At 70.8% G+C, this 14,686-nt stretch carries 12 protein-coding genes; 6 read left to right on the forward strand and 6 right to left on the reverse strand.

Going from position 1 to position 14,686, the window contains the following annotated elements; translation table 11 throughout:
* Window positions 1–3 precede the first annotated feature (3 nt).
* The 6 genes from ABZX11_RS07360 (at window position 4) to ABZX11_RS07385 (ending at window position 6,907) form a co-directional block, all read left to right on the forward strand.
* On the forward strand, window positions 4–1,329 hold the full coding sequence (locus tag ABZX11_RS07360; protein ID WP_354910698.1) for a hypothetical protein: 1,326 nt from the start codon (window positions 4–6) through the stop codon (window positions 1,327–1,329).
* 7 nt (window positions 1,330–1,336) lie between these two features.
* Window positions 1,337–2,281 (forward strand): glycosyltransferase family 2 protein, encoded by a 945-nt coding sequence (locus ABZX11_RS07365; RefSeq protein ID WP_176173355.1) that lies wholly within the window; start codon window positions 1,337–1,339, stop codon window positions 2,279–2,281.
* Complete coding sequence (locus ABZX11_RS07370; RefSeq protein WP_354910701.1) at window positions 2,278–3,462, forward strand: polysaccharide pyruvyl transferase family protein; 1,185 nt, start codon at window positions 2,278–2,280, stop codon at window positions 3,460–3,462. Before ABZX11_RS07365 ends, ABZX11_RS07370 begins: the two co-directional genes overlap by 4 nt.
* Window positions 3,459–4,007, forward strand: coding sequence for a dTDP-4-dehydrorhamnose 3,5-epimerase family protein (locus tag ABZX11_RS07375; protein ID WP_354910703.1), 549 nt, complete (start codon window positions 3,459–3,461; stop codon window positions 4,005–4,007). The genes ABZX11_RS07370 and ABZX11_RS07375 overlap by 4 nt, the downstream gene beginning before the upstream one ends.
* 8 nt (window positions 4,008–4,015) lie before the next feature.
* Window positions 4,016–5,332, forward strand: coding sequence for a glutamate-1-semialdehyde 2,1-aminomutase (locus ABZX11_RS07380; RefSeq protein WP_354910706.1), 1,317 nt, complete (start codon window positions 4,016–4,018; stop codon window positions 5,330–5,332).
* Between the two features lie 93 nt (window positions 5,333–5,425).
* Entirely contained in the window at window positions 5,426–6,907 is a 1,482-nt protein-coding gene (locus ABZX11_RS07385) for a right-handed parallel beta-helix repeat-containing protein (RefSeq protein ID WP_354910709.1), read from the forward strand.
* Between the two features lie 199 nt (window positions 6,908–7,106).
* Here ABZX11_RS07385 and ABZX11_RS07390 read toward each other — a convergent pair whose 3' ends face one another.
* The 6 genes from ABZX11_RS07390 to ABZX11_RS07415 form a co-directional block, all read right to left on the reverse strand.
* The gene (locus ABZX11_RS07390; RefSeq protein WP_354910711.1) at window positions 7,107–7,721 is read right to left on the reverse strand and encodes a maleylpyruvate isomerase family mycothiol-dependent enzyme; all 615 of its coding nucleotides are present in this window, start codon (window positions 7,719–7,721) and stop codon (window positions 7,107–7,109) included.
* Window positions 7,722–7,928: 207 nt separating this feature from the next.
* The gene (locus tag ABZX11_RS07395; RefSeq protein WP_354910713.1) at window positions 7,929–8,576 is read right to left on the reverse strand and encodes a phosphatase PAP2 family protein; all 648 of its coding nucleotides are present in this window, start codon (window positions 8,574–8,576) and stop codon (window positions 7,929–7,931) included.
* Entirely contained in the window at window positions 8,573–9,742 is a 1,170-nt protein-coding gene (locus ABZX11_RS07400; protein WP_354910716.1) for a glycosyltransferase, read from the reverse strand. Before ABZX11_RS07400 ends, ABZX11_RS07395 begins: the two co-directional genes overlap by 4 nt.
* Window positions 9,739–11,007, reverse strand: a complete 1,269-nt coding sequence (locus ABZX11_RS07405; RefSeq protein WP_254897013.1) for an O-antigen ligase domain-containing protein — start codon at window positions 11,005–11,007, stop codon at window positions 9,739–9,741. Before ABZX11_RS07405 ends, ABZX11_RS07400 begins: the two co-directional genes overlap by 4 nt.
* A 1-nt stretch (window position 11,008) precedes the next feature.
* On the reverse strand, window positions 11,009–12,535 hold the full coding sequence (locus ABZX11_RS07410; RefSeq protein WP_354910720.1) for a right-handed parallel beta-helix repeat-containing protein: 1,527 nt from the start codon (window positions 12,533–12,535) through the stop codon (window positions 11,009–11,011).
* A 9-nt stretch (window positions 12,536–12,544) separates the two neighbouring features.
* The gene (locus ABZX11_RS07415) at window positions 12,545–14,680 is read right to left on the reverse strand and encodes an alginate lyase family protein (protein WP_354910723.1); all 2,136 of its coding nucleotides are present in this window, start codon (window positions 14,678–14,680) and stop codon (window positions 12,545–12,547) included.
* Window positions 14,681–14,686 lie beyond the last annotated feature (6 nt).

Here is a 14,686-nt window from a genome sequence, read left to right on the forward strand (position 1 = left end):
GACGTGGCCAACCATCGCCGTGCACCGCGCTCGATCCTCCGGTCGGGCGCGGTTCGCGCGATGGCCGGACGGCTGAGCTGGGGCCTCGGCGACCAGGCGGTGTCCAGCCTGACCAACTTCGCCGTCGGGCTGTACGTGGCCCGCTCGCTCGGCACGTTCGCGTTCGGCATCTTCAGCCTCGCCTGGGTCACCTACGGTGTGGTGCTCAACATCTCCCGCGGCCTCGCCACCGACCCGCTGATGGTGCGGTTCAGCGCCGTGCCGGAAGACCGCTGGCGGCTGGGCGTGGCGAGCGCGTCCGGCACCGCGATCGGCGTCGGCTGCGTGACAGGGCTGGTCAGCCTGGTGGCCGGCCTGGCCGCGGGCGGCCCGCTCGGCAACGCGTTCGTCGCCCTCGCGGTCGTCCTGCCGGGCCTGCTCCTGCAGGACGCCTGGCGCTTCGCCTTCTTCGCGCGCGGTGCGGGCAAGAAGGCGTTCGTCAACGACTGCGTGTGGGGCATCGCCCTGCTCCCGGCGCTCTACGTCGCCGCGCAGATCCACACGGTGGTCGCGTTCGTGCTGGCCTGGGGCCTGTCCGGCGCGGTCGCGGCGCTGTACGGCGGGTTCCAGACGCGGATCCTCCCGCACCCGCGCGAGATGCTCGGCTGGCTCCGGACGCAGCGCGACCTCAGCGTCCGGTACCTGGTCGAGAACGTCAGCAACAGCGGCGCGTCGCAGCTGCGCGCGTACGGCCTCGGCGCCATCGCCGGCATCACCGCGGTCGGCGCGGTCCGCGGGGCCGAGCAGCTCCTCGGCCCGTTCCTGGCCCTGCTGATGGGGCTGTCTCTGGTCACCGTCGCCGAGGGCGCCCGGGTGCTCCAGCGCGCACCGCACCGCCTGAAGCACTTCTGCATGATCCTCGGCGGCGGCCAGGCGGGCGCGGCCCTGTGCTGGGGCCTCGGCCTGCTCCTGCTCGTGCCCGACCGGGCCGGCCGCTGGGTGATGGGCTCGGTCTGGGACTCGGCGTCACCGCTGATCCTGCCGGTCACCCTCGCCGTGGTCGGCGCGAGCTTCGCCACCGGCGCGGCGGCCGGCCTGCGTGCCCTCGGCGCGGCCAAGCGGAGCCTGCGCTCGCAGCTGGTCGCGTCCCTGTTCTACGTCACCTTCGGCATCGCCGGCGCGTTCCTCGGCGACGCGGCCGGGTCCGCGTGGGGCGTCGCCACGGCCACCCTCAGCGGCTCCGTCGTCTGGTGGTTCCAGCTGCGGGCCGGGCTGCGCGAGCACGTGCCGCCGGGGGCCGACGAGCCCACCGTGGTGTTCGAGCCGATCAAAGAGCCGATCAAGGAATGAGGACTCCATGACCACCGTCCCGCGGCTGAGCCTCGGCCTCCCGGTGTACAACGGCGAGGAGTACCTCGCCGAGTCGCTGGACGCCCTGCTCGGCCAGACCTACGAAGACTTCGAGCTGATCATCTCGGACAACGCCTCCACGGACGGCACCGACGAGATCTGCCGCCGCTACGCCGAGAAGGACTCGCGGATCCGCTACGTCCGCCAGCCGAAGAACATCGGGGCGACACCGAACCACAACTTCGTGTTCGACGTCTCCCGCACCGAGCTGTTCAAGTGGGTGTCCCACGACGACCTGTACGCCCGCGACCTGCTCAAGCGGTGCATCGAGGCCCTCGACGAGCAACCGGACATCATCCTGGCCCACTGCGACCAGGCGATCATCGACGGCGACGGCCGCATCGTCCAGCCCCTGCAGTACACGCTGAACACCGCGTCCCGCCACGCGCCGGACCGCTTCCGCAGCATCCTGTTCGAGCCGGGCGGCGACGACTTCTACGGCGTCATCCGCGCCGACGTCCTCCGCCGCGTCAAGCCGCTCGACAGCTACCACCACGCCGACCGCACGTACTCGGCCGAGATGGCCCTGCACGGCCCGTTCCACCAGGTGCCCGAGCTGCTCTACTTCCGCCGCGACCACCCGGGCCGCGCGGAACGGGCCAACCCGACCATCCGGAGCCGGTGCGCGAATCTGGACCCGCGGCGAGCGAACCGGCTCCGGAATCCCACCGTCCGCCTGCTCGGCGAGTACGTCTACGGGTTCGCGGACCTGATCCGCCGCGCGCCGATCTCGGCCGCGGACAAGCGCGAGTGCTTCGGCCACCTCGGTGCCTGGCTGACCAACCGCGCCCGCTCCGGCCACGGCGAGCGCGTCGAGGACCGCGCGCCGACCGCCTCGGACGTCGCCACGGTCAACGAGATCGTGGCCGGCCGGGAAGGCAGGCTCGCGTGAAGCGTGCCCCGCGCGTCGGCGTGTTCGGCCTGCTCGGTTCGGGGAACCTCGGCAACGACGGTTCCCTCGAAGCCGTGCTCGGCTACCTGCGCGCCGAGTACCCGGACGCGGTCCTGACCGGCCTCGTCGGCGGCCCGGACATCGTCCGCGCGCGGTACGGCGTCGACACGACCCCGCTGCACTGGAACCAGGCCGAGTACGAGACGGCGTCCGGCCTCCGGTCGATCGTCCTCAAGGGACTCGGCAAGCTGGTCGACATCGGCCGCACGGCCGCCTGGGTCCGCAAGCAGGACGTCGTCATCGTGCCCGGCATGGGCGTCCTCGAGGCGACGCTTCCGCTGCGTCCGTGGGGTTTCCCGTATTCGCTCTTCCTCCTTTCGGCCACCGGGCGCCTGTTCGGCACCAAGGTGGCCCTCGTCTGCGTGGGCGCGAACCACATCAGCGCCCGGGCGACCAGGACCCTGGTCCGCTGGTCCGGCCGGCTCGCCGCCTACCGCTCCTACCGCGACGACATCTCCCGCGACGCCATGCGCGCCATGGGCGTCGACACGAGTGCCGACCAGGTCTACCCCGACCTGGCGTTCTCCCTCCCCACCCCGGCGGACGGCGGACGCCCGGGCACCGTCGGTGTCGGCGTGATGGCCTACTACGGCGGCAACGACGACCGCGCCGACGCGGACCGCATCTACCGCCACTACGTGGACACGATGAACCGTTTCGTCGCCTGGCTCGTTGACCAGGGCAGACCCGTCCGGCTGTTCATCGGTGACCAGATCGACCGGCAGGTCGTCGACGAGATCATCGAGAAGACCGCTTCTCCGCTGGTGACGGCGGCCACGGCGGAGACACTGGACGAGCTGATGCACGAGATGGCCGCGGTGGACAGCGTGGTGGCCACGCGCTACCACAACGTGCTCTGCGCCCTGAAGGTCGCGAAACCGACCGTCGCGGTCGGCTACGCACCGAAGAACGACGTCCTCATGGCGGAGATGGGCCTCGAGGGTTTCACCCAGCGGGCGAAGACCGTCGCCTTCGACCGGCTCGTCGAGCAGTTCACCGAACTCGAGAACCGCTCGGCCGAACTGCACCAGACGCTCCAGGAACGGAACGAGATGAACGCCCAGCGCCTCAAGGACCAGTTCGCCGCCCTTTCGGCGGCCCTCTTCGGGGGTGGGCGATGAAGGCCATTCCGGTGCCCGAGATCAACGGTGCGTACCTGTTCGAACCCACCCCGCACACGGACGGGCGCGGTTTCTTCAGCCGGACCTTCGACCGCGACGTCGTCGCTTCGGTGGGAATCGACCCGGACGGCTTCGTCCAGGACAGTCTTTCCCGTTCTCGCAAGGGTGTCGTCCGCGGCATGCACCTGCGCGGCGGAGCCGGCGAGGCGAAGCTGGTGCGGTGTTCGCACGGCGCGATCTTCGACGTCGTGGTGGATCTCCGACCGGATTCGCCGACATTCCGGAATGTGAAAACCTTTGAACTCTCCGGTGATACCCAGGTTTCCGTGTACATCCCGGCGGGGTGCGCGCACGGATTCCAGTCACTCACCGATCCTTCCGATGTTTCGTACCGTATCGATCGGGCGCACGATCCTGAAGAAGACATTACGATTTCGTACAAAGACCCTGAATTGGACATTTCGTGGCCACTGTCGGTCACAATGGTGAGCGACCGGGACGAACGGGCGCCATCTCTCGGAGAGGCGTTGAAACCAACGAGGTGAGCCACGACATGGGAACGAACCTGCCCCGCTCCACCAAGGCTGACGAGCGGCTGCACCGGGTCATCCCCGGCGGTGCGCACACTTATGCCAAGGGCTCGGACCAGTATCCCGAAGGGATGGCCCCGGTCATCTCGCACGGCCGCGGCGGCCACGTCTGGGACGTCGACGGGAACGAGTACATCGAGTACGGCGCCGGCCTGAGAGCGGTCAGCCTCGGCCACGCCCACCCGCGGGTGATCGAGGCGGTGCGCGGCGAGCTGGAGAAGGGCAGCAACTTCATCCGGCCGTCGATCATCGAGGCCGAGGCCGCCGAGCGGTTCCTGGAGAACATCCCGACGGCCGACATGGTGAAGTTCACCAAGAACGGCTCGGACGCGACGACCGCGGCGGTCCGGCTGGCCCGCGCGGCCACCGGCCGCAAGCTCGTCGCCAAGTGCGCCGACCACGCCTTCTTCTCCACCGACGACTGGTTCATCGGCACCACGCCGATGAACGCGGGCATCCCGGACGAGACGACGGAAGCGACGGTGTCCTTCCCGTACGGCGACCTGCAGGCCGCGGAGGAGCTGCTGCAGCGCCACGACGGCGAGATCGCGTGCATGATCCTGGAGGCGGCCGCGGCGGTCGAGCCACCGCCGGGGTACCTGCAGGGCCTGCGCGAGCTCACCACCCGCCACGGCATCGTCCTGATCTTCGACGAGATGATCACTGGCTTCCGCTGGTCCGCCCAGGGCGCACAGGGCCTCTACGGCGTCACGCCCGACCTCTCGACGTTCGGCAAGGCGCTCGGCAACGGCTTCGCCGTCTCGGCGCTGGCCGGCAAGCGGGAGCTGATGGAGATCGGCGGCCTGCGCACCGACCACGAGCGGGTGTTCCTGCTCTCGACCACGCACGGCGCGGAGACCCACTCGCTGGCCGCGGCGATGGCGGTCATGGACGTCTACCGCGACGAAGACGTCATCGGCCGCATGCACGCCCTCGGCGACCGGCTCGCCACCGGCGTCCGCCAGGTGGCCGCCGACATCGGCGTCGAGGACCACGTGGTCGTCCGCGGCCGGGCCAGCAACCTGGTCTTCGGCACGCTCGACGAGCAGGGCAAGCCCTCCCAGCCGTACCGGACGCTGTTCCTCCGCGAGCTGATCGGCGGCGGGGTGCTCGGACCGTCCTTCGTGGTCAGTGCCGCGCTCACCGAGGCCGACATCGACCGGACGATCGACGTCGTCGCCCAGGCGTGCACGGTGTACCGGAAGGCGCTCGACGCCAACGACCCGGCGCCGTGGATGGGCGGGCGCCCGGTGCAGCCCGTGTTCCGCAAGTACGCCTGATCCACCCGCGATCGGGCCGGATTCACCCGTTGGGTCCGATGAGGACACTTGAGGGTGACTGTTTTCCGGCCCGATCGTGCGTAACTTCCTGCCATGGGCAGATCTTGTGCGGTTCTCGTCGCTGCTTGCTCGCTCCTGATCGCCGTGGCGTGCCCGGGGGTCGCGGGCGCCGCCGACGGGCCCGCTCCGGTGTGCGGCCACCAACCCGCCGAGAACGCGCAACCACCCTCGGGAGCGGTCGCCGTCGACCCGGCCGTCGACGGCGACCTTGCGGCCAAGACGGCGGCGCACCCGGCGGGCACGACGTTCTGGCTCCGGCCGGGCACCCACACCCTCGGAAAGGACGAGTACGGCCAGGTCGTCCCCAAGGACGGCGACGTCTACCTCGGCGCCCCGGGCTCGGTGCTCGACGGCCGCGGCGTCAACCGGGCCGCCTTCACCCAGCGGGCCCGCGACGTGCAGCTCCGCGGCCTCACCATCCGCGGCTTCGCCGCGTTGCAGGACCAGGGCGTGGTCAACCACGACTCCGGCGACGGCTGGCTGATCGAGAACACCACCATCGAGGACAACGCGGGCGCGGCGCTGATGGCCGGCGCCGGCCAGGTCGTGCGGCACAGCTGCCTGCGCAACAACGGCCAGTACGGGCTCAACGCCTACCAGGCGGGCGACGGCATCACCGGGCTCGTGCTGGAGGGCAACGAGATCACCGGCAACAACACCGGTGACTGGGAGGCCAAGGTGCCGGGCTGCGGGTGCAGCGGCGGCGCCAAGTTCTGGGCCGTGAACGGGGCCGACATCCGCGGCAACTGGGTCCACGGCAACCACGGCGCCGGGCTGTGGGCCGACACGAACAACAACGACTTCCTCGTCGAGGACAACCTGTTCGAGGCCAACGACGCCGAGGCGCTGTTCTACGAGACCAGCTACAACCTGGTGCTGCGCAACAACACCTTCCGCGGCAACACCCTGGTCCAGGGCCGCGCGTTCGCGGCCCGCGGCGACAACTTCCCGGCGGCGACGGTGTACCTGTCGGAGTCGGGCGGCGACCCGCGTGTGCAGGCTCGCACGTCGGCCGTCGACATCAGGGGCAACGCGTTCGAGGACAACTGGGCCGGGATCACGTTGTGGGAGAACGCCGACCGCTTCTGCAACAGCCCGGCCAACACCTCGACGGGCTACTGCACCAAGACGGCGGCAAAGTCTTCGTGCACCGCGGGCACGATTGAGAAGGCCCCGGCGTACGACGACTGCCGCTGGAAGACGCAGCGGGTCGAGATCCACGGCAACACCTTCCGGTTCGACCCCGGCCGGGTGGGCTGCCAGAGCCTGTGCGGCCGGATGGCCCTGCTGTCGAACTTCGGGACGTTCCCGGACTGGTCGCCCTACAAGGGAACGGTCGTCGAAGAGGCCATCACCTTCCGCCAGGCCAACCGGTGGCACGACAACGTGTACTCGGGGCCGTGGACGTTCGTGGCGCATGACACCTCCAGGACGGTGGACGCTGCGGGCTGGCGGGCGAAGCCCTACTCGCAGGACGAGTGCTCTTCGTTCGGCGGTGGGCCCGCCGGCTGCTGATCACGAGCATGCCGACCCGGTCCGACAATTTCCACTGCCCCTTCGGATTTCTTCGCGGATTTCCGTTGCAGCCAAAGGGAAAAGTCGCGAACGGAGAATTTCGGCAGGCACGTTCACCCTTTCCAGCGATGGCGTTCGCACGCATGTTCGGTACCGTCGGAGACATGACCGCATCGCTCGTCCACAGTGGACGAATTGTTCAGACCACGGTGAACCGGCTGCTCGGCTCACCCCGAAGACGCCCGGCGGGCAACCGCCGATTGCAGAGAACAAGGAGAAGATCCTGGGCCGCCCCGGCGAGCGGCGTACCGGTCCCGTACGACCAGCCGAGATCGTCGGCCCGCAGGGCGATGCCGGCGAGGTCGGCACCGAAGTACTTGACTTGCTTCGGCTTCATCGCGGCGAAAATGGCTTCGAGGCGCTCCAGCGGCACCCGCCGGTCGAGCTGGAGAGCGGTCGTGATGTCGAGGCCGTGGATGATGTCGTGGCTCAGAGCACCCTCGGCACCGCCACCCGGCGGCCGCCACGGGTGGTCGGCGTTGTCGCGCAGCGAGGCGATCAACGCGTCGCGGGAGAGTTCGGCGGCATCGCGCCGGGCGACACGGTCGGCCATCGCGTTGAAGCGGCCGCCGGAGCGCGCGAGTTCCCGCACGAACCGCCCGGTGGAGAACCGGAAGGGCATGGTCATGTGGGCCACCACTTCGGCCACACCCCAACCGGCGCACAGGGTCGGCGCGCTCCAAGCCGGCGGCGGCAGCTCATCGAGCAGCGCGGCCAGCTCCCGCCGCTCGGCAGCGATCAGACGTTGGATCATGGGGATCTCCTTCACCGGTAGGTCACCCACCGACGAACGACATCCGCTGAAACCGACACCACCCGGGAACGATCTTCCGGGAGCTTCCGGCCCGGTGCGGCCATCCCAGAGGCCCCGCCCAGCTACCCAGTGGGAGCTCAGCGGTCACCTACGCGCACAGGAGCCACCGAACACGACCGGCCGGGCCCACGCAGCCGGAGCTCCGCTTCAGAGCCGATCGGCCACCCGATCCAACGCCCATGCAGTCGCCGGCACCGCCGCCAGCGCGGCACAGAACCCGCCGAGCGCATCCGTCGGGTAGTGCGCGCCCAAGGCGACCTCAGCCCACCCCATCACCAGGCCGGCCACCAACGCCAACCCCAACGCGAGCACCACCCCGGCCGCGCGTCCCAGGCCCAACCGTTCGGCCAGCACCAGGGCGATGACCAGCGCGAGCGCCGTCGCCAAGGCCGTGTGGCCGCTCGGGTACGACAGGAACTCGCCGTGGATCGTGCGGCCGACCACCGGCTTCAGCACGGTCGTCACCGCCACCGTCACCACGACACCGACCACCGTCAGCACCGCCGCCCGGACCCGGCGGAGCAGCCAGCACACCCCGGAAAGGAGCGCGATCAGGATCACCGACCCCACCGGTTCGCCGCCGAAGTCGACGACCAGGGCCACGTACCGCCACGGCGGCTGGACCGGGTAGACCGCAGGAAGGAGGGCCGCGTCGATGCCGGTCAGGCTCGAATCGCGGAAGTGCAGGATGCCGAGCGCGACGAGCACCGCCGTCGCGAGGGCAGCCGTCATCGCCAGCGGGGCGCGCAACCCGGCCGGCAGGGCCGGGGGCGCCGTCCGGACCAGCTGCCTCACGCCTCGATCGCCGCCTCGTACCCGGCGATCAGCCGGTCCAGGCCGACAGCGGGCGTGAAGTCCTTCTCGTACCGGACACGGGCCGCGTCGCCCATGTCGCCGTTGCGGTCGCCGACGACCTCGCGCAAGCGGTCCGCGAGGGAGGCGGCGTCGTTCGGGACGTGCAGGAGGCCCGTCACGCCGTCTTCGACCAGCTCGGGGAAGGCGCCGTGCGCGGCCGCCACCGTCGGTACGCCGGCGGCCATGGCCTCGACCACCACCAGGCCGAAAGCTTCCAGCCACGTCGACGGCGCGACCACCGCCACCGCGTCGGCGGTCAGCGCGCGGCACTCAGCCTTGTTCTGGAGGCCGACGTACGAGACGTCGGGACGGCCGACCGCCCAGGTGGCGACCTCGTCCTGCATCGGGCCGGTGCCCGCGATGACCAGCGGCACCCCCAGTGCGCCGCCGAGGTGCTCCCAGGCCCGCATCAGCAGGCCGACCCCCTTCTCCTCGGTGACGCGGCCGAGGAACAGCACGTGCTTGCCGGCACCGGTGCGGCGAACGCCGGGGTCGGTGACGAAGTTGTGCTTCACCACCATTCGCTCGCCGGGCATCCCGGCCGACACGAGGAGGTCACGTTGGGCCGCCGAAATGCAGAAGAACCGGGACACGCCCGTCCACCACCGGCGCCGGTTCGCGACCATGCTCGCCGCCATCGGAAGGGTGGCCGCGCTCGAACCGCGGTAGCAGCCGTGCTTCACCGCCGGCAGCGGTGAGCCGCCGACGCACTCGGTGCAAATGTGGCCGTCGCGGTGGAGCGTGCCCGGTGGGCAGACCATCGTGTAGTTGTGCAGCGTCGCGACCGCGGGCACCCCCGCGTCCGCGCACGCGGCGACCACCGAGGGCGACAGCAGCGGGAACGTGTTGTGGATGTGCACGACGTCCGGGCGGGACGCCCGCAACCGGGCGGCGAGTTCCTTCCGCACCGCCGGGTTCCACGGCACCATCAGCGGCACCGCCGCCTTGCGGGGCAACGGCATCGCCGCGATGTCGTCGCTGCGGCGTTCGAACAACGACACCTGGTGGCCGCCGTCGGCGAGCAACGTCACCTCGGCGTCGACCACGTTGTTCTCACCGCTCGGCTGCTCGGAGCGGTACCGGTTGTGGACCACGAGCACCTTCACGCGCCTGCACCTCGCACGTCTGCCCCCTTCGCCGGGATGAATGCTTGTTCGTCGGACTGCGGCACCCCGCGGACCAGCAGTGACGCGGCGACCGCCAGGTGCAGCAGGTACGGCGACGCGTCGCCGAGACCCGCTTCGGTGTAGGAGGCCGAAATGCAGTAGGTGATCAGGAAGATCGCGCACGCGCGAGCCAGTGACGGCGGCCGCAGCACGGCCACCACGACCAAGGTAAGGAGGAAACCCGCGACCAGCGCGATCCCGACGAAGCCCTGCTCGTGGTAGATCGCGAGCCAGCTGTTGTCGATCGGGAGACCGTCGTAGGACTTGTCCGTCAGCCCGACCCCGAAGATGTACTCCAACGTCGTCCGCGGGGCCTCCAGCAGCGCGTCCCACACCTTCGCGCGGCCGGTCAGGCTGGAGAAGTTGTCGGCGCTCTGCCCGCGGAGGAACCACGTCTGCAGCGCACCCGCCAGCACCACGCCGGCCACGCCGCCGACGCCGACCGTCCAGGCGAACACCTTCCTCGCGCGGGCGCTGGTCAGCACCATCGACAGGAAGGCCACCGCGAGGCCGGCGACCAGGCCGAGCGTCGCCGTGCGGGTGTGCGTGAGCAGCAGCAGCGCCAGCACCGGCAGCACGATCAGCACCGCGCTGCGCCAGGTCGTGCGGCGCCCGAACCAGAGGAGGAGCGTGAGCCCGGCGACGACCGCCGCGTACTGGCCGATCTGCGGCGGGGTGAGCGGCCAGATCGCACCCGAGAGGCGTCCGCCGTAGATGTCCGGCATCGCGTTGCCGGGCGAGATCACCAGGCCGATCGCCACCGACGCGAGCACGATCGTGTACGTGCGGATGTGGTACCGGACGAAGCTGAACCCGCCGTCCCACCAGCGGGTCAGCAACCAGAGCGTGGAGACGAACACGGTGAGCCGGAAGCACCGGAACAGCGCGCCGAAGCCCTCCTGCAGGTCGGCGCTGGAGAGGATGCTGGCGCCCAGCAGGGCCGTCAGCAGCATCAGGTACGCGCTCGGGCGGACCCGCAGGTGCTTGTTCAGGGCCAGCGCGATCACGAACGCCGTCATCAGCGAGCCCATGGTGACCAGCTGGCTGACCGAGCGCGGCAGCGGGATGACCGTCTTCGCGCCGGTCGAACCGAGCGTGTTGAGGATCAGCAGCGCCCACGCCAGGCCGGCCCACTTCGGCGTCGACGAGGCGGGTTCGGGCGTGGCGTCGCCGCGGAGGCCGGCCGCTCCGGTGCTCGCGGTCATGTCAGCCTCCGCCCTGCGCGGTGAAGGTGCTCCCGCTGTCCTGCGAGTAGGGCGCGCCTTCCCACTCGCCGATCTCGAGGATGCGGTCGGCCGAGAAGGCGATGAACGTCCACGGGCCGGCGTAGCTGTTGTCGTGCCAGCGGTTGTCCTGCTTGAACGTAATCGCGTCCTGGACGTCGTCGCCGCGGTAGGGCGACCACTCCGGGTAGGTGCCGAAGTTCGACAGCAGGCCCATCCGGCCGCAGGAGGCCTGGCAGCCCACGACCGCCGGGTCGAGGACGAACTTGTTGTCGTGGATGTCGACGTGCTGGGTCTTCCAGCGGCAGTCGGCCAGCAGCGCGCCGCTGGTGATCGCCGGGGCCGCGCACTGCTTGACGCCGGGCACCAGCCGGGTGCAGTCACCGGAGGAGGTGTTGGCCGGGCTGTTGCAGAACCGGTCGGCGTTCTCCCACAACGTGATCCCGGACCAGTTGTTCTCCAGGTAGTTGCGGGAGATCTCGATCTTCGCGGTGCGCGCCTTGATCCGCGGCTCGCCGCCGGACTCGGAGATGTAGACGGCCGACGTCGGGAAGTTGTCGCTCTTGTCGGCGTAGCGGCGGCCGTCGACCCAGTTGTTCTTGCGGATCGTGTTGTCGCGGATGATCGCGTTGTAGCTGATCTCGTAGATGAGCGCGGCGCTGTCGTTGTTCTCGATGAGGTTGCCCTCGATGAGGAAGTCGTTGTTGTTCGTGTCGGCCCAGAGCCCGGTGCCGTGGTTGTCGTGCACCCAGTTGCCGCGGATGTCGGCGCCGTTGACGTCCCAGAACTTGATGCCGCCGCTGCAGCCGCAGCCCTCGATCTTGGCTTCCCAGTTGCCGGTGTTGTTGCCGGCGATCTCGTTGCCCTCGACGACGAGCGTGGTGATCGGGGTGCCGCCGGAGTAGGCGTTCATGCCGTACTGGCCGTTGCGGCGCAGGCAGTTGCCGCGCACCTGCTGGCGCGCGCCCGCCATCAGGCCGGCCCCGTCGTTGTCCTGGATGGTCGAGTGCTCGATCAGCCAGCCGTCGCCGGAGTCGTGGTTGACCACGCCTTCGTCGTGCGGGGCGGCGAAGCCCTGCACCGTCAGGTAGGTGATCTTGACGTTGGCCGCGTGCCCGGTGAAGGCGTACTGGTTGATCTTGCGGCCGTCGAGGACGGCGCCGGGGGCGCCGATGTAGACATCGCCGTCCTTGGGGGACACCTGGTCGTACCGGTCGTCGCCGAGGACGTGCTTACCGGGCTTGAGCCAGAACGTCGTGCCGGAGCCGGCCGAGCGCGTCTTCGCCGCCAGATCCCCCGGAACGGCAGGATCGACGACGACGGCCCCGGCCGGCGCGGCGGACGGACCGGCCGGCTGCTTGTCACACACGGCGGCGACCGACCCGCTGGGAGCCGCGGTGGCCTGGCCGGCGCCATCGGTGTCCGGCCCGCCCGAGCACGCCGCGACCGCGAGGAGGACACCGAGCAGCGGCGGAGCTGCACGGCGGAAACGGAAGCGGCGGGCTGTCACAGTCGGGTCCTAACTGAAGCGGAGCAGGGTGGTGAGGTGTCCGGGCGCCCCGGAGCCGACGAGCGTGGTGGCGGGTTCCTTGCGCCCGAACCCCGCGGAGTACCACCCCAGCGGCGGTTCGGTCTCCCCCCGGTGCACGGTCCAGCTGAGCCCGGGCGGCAATTCCATCACGGCGGTCCGCACAACACCGGCGAGCGAGCCGGAAACCCGCCCGGCAACCGGATCACCGCCGACGGCACCGGACCGCCGATCACCGGCCACGGAACCCAGCCGGGCGGCCCCCTCGGCGGAGCCGGACCGGCCACCGGCAGCCGGGGAATCGAGCCGGCTGTCTCCGGCCGTGGAGCCGAGCCGGTCCCCCTCTTCCGTCGTGCCGGGCGTGCTTTCGGGGCCGGCCGTCCAGCGGAGGCGGGCTGTGGTGCCGTCCAGCATCACCGTCACCGTCGGGCCGAAGTGGAATGCCAAGCGCGCCTCGCCCGGGATTTCCTCGCCCAGGACCTCGTCGACGATCCTCAGCACCTCGCCGTCCAGCTCGACCGTGCGGCGGTGGAGGGCCGGGGCGTAGCCGTCGTGGGCGGCCGACCAGCGGGAGGGGCCCTCGTCCGGCGTGTGGACCTCCAGGACCCTCGTTTCCGCGTGGCGGGTCCACAGGAACGGGCCGCCCGAGGTCGACTGGTCGCGGCCGGCCAGCTCGAGCGTGTTGTGGCCCAGCGTCGAGCGGAAGTACGACCGCCACTGCGGCTCGCCGTGGTAGCAGAACGTTCCCGGGTCGGCGAGCACGTCCACGCCGTCGTGGCGGACCTCCAGGGACAGCGCGTCCGCGTGGGCGTGCGCCGCGATCGACAGGAAGCCGTGGGGGCCTCCGTCGCAGCGGACCCACACCGGGCCCGAGCGGAGGATCGTCATGCCCGCGTCGCGCAAGTGCGCCGGACGGCGGCCCGCGCGGGCGCCCGTCGCCCGCGGGGTGCGCGACACCAACGCCGCCAGCAGTGGGGTCCGGACGTCGTCGCCGGGAACCGGTGGCCACCACTCGAGGCGGCCGAACAGCGCCTCGCCCGACGCCAGCAGCGAGGCCCACCGGTCGGTGGCCGTGCCGTCGACGATCAGGCCGAAGCCGTCGTCGGCGTCGCCCTGGCGGGGCGGGCGCAGCTTGTCGTCCACAATGGACGCCAAGGCGTCGGTCATCCGGAGCAGGACGTCCCACGTCGAATCGGGCGCCGGCGTGCCCGCGGCGTCGGCCTCGACCGCCGCCGCCAGGCCCAGCTCCAGCACCAGGCCGTGGTACTCGGACGCCAGTTCCGCGTTGAGCCCGCTCGGGAACGTGTTGCGCGCCAGCTGCACGTCCAGCGAGCGCATCGCCGCGGCTCGCCAGCCCGCCGACTCCGGGAACCAGCCGAACGCGCACGCCGCGGCCAGCAGCCCGGCGTCCTCGGCGATGACGTGGTTGTTCGCCGACGAACCGTGGCTGCGCAGCGTCGCGAGCCAGTTCTGGTGGTGCCACAGCTGCAGCTGGAAGTCCGGGTTCTGCTCGAACAGCTCCGCCGCGCCGGGCCAGCCGTCGAGCAGCCGGCGCGTCCAGACCCACGACAGCAACCGGATGCCCAGCTCGATGCCGCTCACCCAGTGCGGCCCCTGCAATGGCGGATTCGCCGCCCACCAGGACCGCAGGTGCTCGGCGACGCGCTCGGCGTACGCCGCAGAGCCGGTCACCGCATGAGCAGCGGCCAGCACGGTGAGGTGCTGGTGGCGCGACGGCTCCCAGATCTGCTTGATGTCCCCGACCGTGTCTTCCGACCGGTAGGGCACATCGAAGGCGTACACGTCCGACGGCGCGCGGCGGCCGGTCTTCGGGTCGAGGAACCAGTCGGGCGCCGCGAAATCCGTGCGCTCGACGCCGAAGAACTCCGCCCGGCCGGCCATCAGCTCGTCGGCGGTGGTCAGCAGCTGCGAAACGGCCTCGCCGGACACCTTGCCCAGCACCCCGGCCGGCAGCGTCGCGGTGAAGCGCGGGTGCGCGGGCCAGTCCGGCGGCGTCGGCAGCGCGGACCGCCACTGCCGCTGTACAACGGCATGCCGCGCGCGCCCCACGACCTCCGCCGGCCCCATCCGGGACAGCCGCCGCAGGTACCAGCCGGGACCCATCATGGCCGC

It is taken from the genome of Amycolatopsis sp. NPDC004169 (assembly GCF_040610315.1).
Taxonomy (GTDB): Bacteria; Actinomycetota; Actinomycetes; order Mycobacteriales; family Pseudonocardiaceae; genus Amycolatopsis.

Excerpts from the sequence above, each read along its gene's own strand:
- ABZX11_RS07385 (WP_354910709.1), top strand. The coding sequence starts at position 5,426 with ATGGGCAGATCTTGTGCGGTTCTCGTCGCTGCTTGCTCGCTCCTGATC.
- ABZX11_RS07405 (WP_254897013.1), bottom strand. The coding sequence starts at position 11,007 with ATGACCGCGAGCACCGGAGCGGCCGGCCTCCGCGGCGACGCCACGCCC.
- ABZX11_RS07415 (WP_354910723.1), bottom strand. The coding sequence starts at position 14,680 with ATGATGGGTCCCGGCTGGTACCTGCGGCGGCTGTCCCGGATGGGGCCG.
- ABZX11_RS07390 (WP_354910711.1), bottom strand. The coding sequence starts at position 7,721 with ATGATCCAACGTCTGATCGCTGCCGAGCGGCGGGAGCTGGCCGCGCTG.
- ABZX11_RS07375 (WP_354910703.1), top strand. The coding sequence starts at position 3,459 with ATGAAGGCCATTCCGGTGCCCGAGATCAACGGTGCGTACCTGTTCGAA.
- ABZX11_RS07365 (WP_176173355.1), top strand. The coding sequence starts at position 1,337 with ATGACCACCGTCCCGCGGCTGAGCCTCGGCCTCCCGGTGTACAACGGC.
- ABZX11_RS07380 (WP_354910706.1), top strand. The coding sequence starts at position 4,016 with ATGGGAACGAACCTGCCCCGCTCCACCAAGGCTGACGAGCGGCTGCAC.